Below are 3,419 nucleotides of genomic sequence, written 5' to 3'. Positions count from 1 at the left end.
ACCCCCCCGCGGGGGGGGGGGGGGGCGCGGGGGGGGGGGCGGGGGGGGGGGGGGGGGGGGGGCGGCCCGCCCCCCCGCCCGGTACGGGAGGCGGGCGCTCCGTCCGCAGCGTGCGAGCGGGGCTTGCGCGCCTCGTGCGCCGCCTGCGGGTGCACGGACACCCCGAGGACGGCCGGCGATCCGCCCGTCACCGCGATGTCGCCCACCCGATCGGTGCGCAGCACGCTCGCACCCAGCGCGCGCAGCCGGTCCACCGTCCGCACGGACGGATGCCCGTACGCGTTTCCCTCGCCGCACGAGATCAATGCCAGCCGGGGACGCAACGCACCGGTCAAAGCCCAGTCCTGATGCGCCGATCCATGGTGCGCCACCTTCAGGACGTCCACCCGCCCCAACCGGCCCAGCAGCGCCGACTGGGCAGGCGGTTCGAGGTCCCCGAGCAACGCCATCCGCAGTCCGCCCGCCACCGACACCAGCAGCGCGACGCTCGCGTTGTTCGCCCCCGGGGCCTCGACAGCCGCCCCGGCGTCGGGCCAGACCACCTCCCAGGACAACGCCGGGCCCGCCGAGCGCCGTTCACCGCGCCCCGCGCGCAGCAGCGGGACTCCGGCACCGACCGCCCAGCCCGCCACCCGGGCCGCCTCACCCGGTGGATCGTCCAGGGTCGTGCCCTCGATCGCTCCGACCCGGCGGCCCCGGACCACCCCCGGCACACCCTCGACGTGATCGGCGTGGAAGTGCGTCACCACCAACAGCGGCACTTCCGTGACACCCAGATCCCGCAGGCACCTGTCGGCGGCGTTCGGATCCGGCCCCGCATCGACCACCACCGCGCTGTCCGGTGCACCGGCCGCGAGCACCAGCATGTCCCCTTGGCCCACGTCGCACATCACCATCCGCCACCCCGGCGGCGGCCAGCCGGTCGCGATCCGGGTGAGCTGCGGTGGCCGCAGCAGCACGGCCAGCAGGACCACGAGCAGCACCCCCGTCACCAGCGCCCGCACCCACCGCCGCCGGGCACGGACGGGCTTGCCGGACGGCGCTCGCCGTGGCAGCAGGAGCGGCATCACCCAGCAGGCCGCCAGGGTGGCCAGCGCGACCGTCGCCGTCCCGAACCACCCGCCCGGCCAGGAGAGTTGGCCGCCCGGAAGTTCGGCGCCGCGCCGCGCCACCAGGGCGAGCCAGCCGACCGGCACTCCGGCCGGCTCCGCGAGCAGGCGGGCCAGGTCCGGGAGGAGCGGCTGCAGCACGAGCACCCCGAAGCCGAGCAGGGTCGCCGGAGCCACCGCCAGTTCGGCCAGCAGGTTGCACGGGATCGCGACCAGGCTGACGTGCCCGGACAGCACCACCGTCACCGGCGCGCACAGGGCCTGGGCGGCGGCCGTCGCCGCCAGGGCACCCGCCAGGTGGTGCGGCCAGCGCCGGGACCGCAGCGCCTCGGCCCAGTGCGGCCCGAGGACGAGCAGCCCGGCCGTGGCGAGCACCGAGAGCAGGAATCCGAAGGAACGCGCCAGGAACGGGTCGAGCAGGACGAGCACCAGGACCGCCCCGGCGAGCGCGGGCACCGCCTGCCGGGGCCGGCCGGTGGCCAGCGCGAGCATGCCGATCAGCCCCGTCCCGGCCGCGCGCAGCACGCTGGGCTCCGGCCGGCAGACGGCGACGAAGGCCAGCGTCAGCGCCGTCCCGAGCAGCGCGCTGGTGTGCAGCGAGAGCCCCAGCAGCGCGGCCAGCCCGCGCCGTTCCGGGGTGCCGGCCTGCCCCGGGGCGCCCAGCAGCGCGCCGAGGACGATCGCCAGGTTGGCCCCGCTCACCGCCACCAGGTGCACCAGGTCGGTGGCCCGGAAGGCGTCCTCAAGGTCGTCGGGCAGTCGCGAGGTGTCCCCCACGACCAGGCCCGGGAGCAGTCCGCGCGCGTCCGGCGGGAGCCCGTCGCTGGCCGTGCGCAGACCGGCACGCAGCCGCCCGGCGATCCGCTGCGGCAGGTTCGGCGGCGCGAGGCGGCGGGGCGGGCCGTGGACGACCAGCAGCGCCGCGCACTCGGTGTCGTAGCCGTCTCCCGCGGGCCGCACCTCGGCCTCCACCACCAGCCGCTCCGACGGGAGCAGCCCCTGCCAGGGCCCGGATTCCGCGCCCCGGACCATGACGGTCACCGGGGTTCGCGTCCGGGTACTGCGCCCGTCCGGCAGGAGCGTGACCCGGTCGGCCACCGCGTCGACGGTGAGGAGGGTCTGCCCGCCGGTGGTGCCGCCCCGGGCCGCGTGGGACTTCGGGTCCCCCGCGACGGTCAGCTCCGCCTCCACCACCCGAGCGGGCTCGCCCAGGGATCGCGGCGGGGCGTGCTCGGCCGCTCGGACGAGCTCCGGCAGCGGCCCCCGGTGCAGATCGGCGGTGTGCAGCGGGGTGGCCACCGCGGCGGCGGCTCCGGTGAGCAGGACGGCGGCCAAGGTCACCGCCGCTGCGCGTCGGCGTGGGAGCGCGGGCCTGACGAGCAGCAGGACGGCCGCCAGTGCGGCGGCACCCGCCAGGCCGAAGGCGAGGACGTCGTACCCCGGCTCCAGGCCGAGGAGCGCGGCCGTCACCACCCAGGCCGAGACGGCGGGAAGCAGCAGCCGGAAGTCGGCACCGGTGGAGCGGTTCGGCAGGTTCGGTTCGATGGTGGCGGGCACGGCGGTACCTCCCTTCGGCGGGTGGCGGCGACGGACGAACGACGACGACGACGAGCAACGACGGCCGACGACGGACGGACGGGAGAACAGGCGGGCAAGGGGACGGACGGGGAGGTCAGAGGGTCAGCAGCGGACGGAGTTCCGCGAACGTGCGCGCCCCGATGCCGCTGACCTGCCGGAGCTGGTCGAGCGTGCGGAACGAGCCGTGCGACGTGCGGTAGGCGAGGATGCGCTGGGCGAGGGTCGGGCCGACGCCGGGGAGGGTGTCCAGCTGTTCGAGGCCGGCGCGGTTGAGGCTGACGGGCGGTCTGGGCGTGCCGGCCGCCGGCGGTCCGTTGCCGGCCCCGGCGCCCGGGGCGGAGGCCTGAGCCGGCTCGCCGACCAGGATCTGTTCACCGTCCGTCAGGACCCGGGCCAGGTTGAGGCTTCGGGTGTCCGTCTCCGGCAGCGGACCGCCCGCCGCCCGTAGGGCGTCGGCCACCCGCGAGCCGCCGGGCAGGGTGTGCAGGCCGGCGAGGTGAACCCGCCCGCCGATGTCGACCACGACGACCGCCCCGCCCCCGGGGCCGACGGGATCGGCCGCCGAGACCGCGGCCGGGCCCGGGCCCAAGGCCGGAGTCGACACGGACGCGGATGCCGCCCCCTCCGCCCCCCCCGCCCCCACCCCCCCCCCGGTGACCCGGGGGGGGCCCCAACGCCGCCCCGCCCACGCCCGCGGTGTGGCCCCCCACAAAAGCTGCACCGCCGATCCCA

General features: G+C 77.5%; 2 protein-coding genes. Both read right to left on the bottom strand.

The window, feature by feature from the left end; genetic code table 11:
- Positions 1-2,666, bottom strand: a 2,666-nt coding sequence (locus ACFV61_RS32135) for a ComEC/Rec2 family competence protein (protein WP_380495478.1), incomplete at its 3' end; no start/stop codon positions are given.
- Between the two features lie 115 nt (positions 2,667-2,781).
- Positions 2,782-3,276, bottom strand: a complete 495-nt coding sequence (locus ACFV61_RS32130) for a ComEA family DNA-binding protein (RefSeq protein WP_380495476.1) — start codon at positions 3,274-3,276, stop codon at positions 2,782-2,784.
- Between the last annotated feature and the right edge of the window lie 143 nt (positions 3,277-3,419).

The sequence above is a fragment of the Kitasatospora sp. NPDC059817 genome (assembly GCF_042731835.1).
In the GTDB taxonomy this organism is placed as follows: domain Bacteria; phylum Actinomycetota; class Actinomycetes; order Streptomycetales; family Streptomycetaceae; genus Kitasatospora.
Note: the sequence above shows the minus strand (reverse complement) of the source record. Positions and strands in the feature narration are given on the sequence as shown.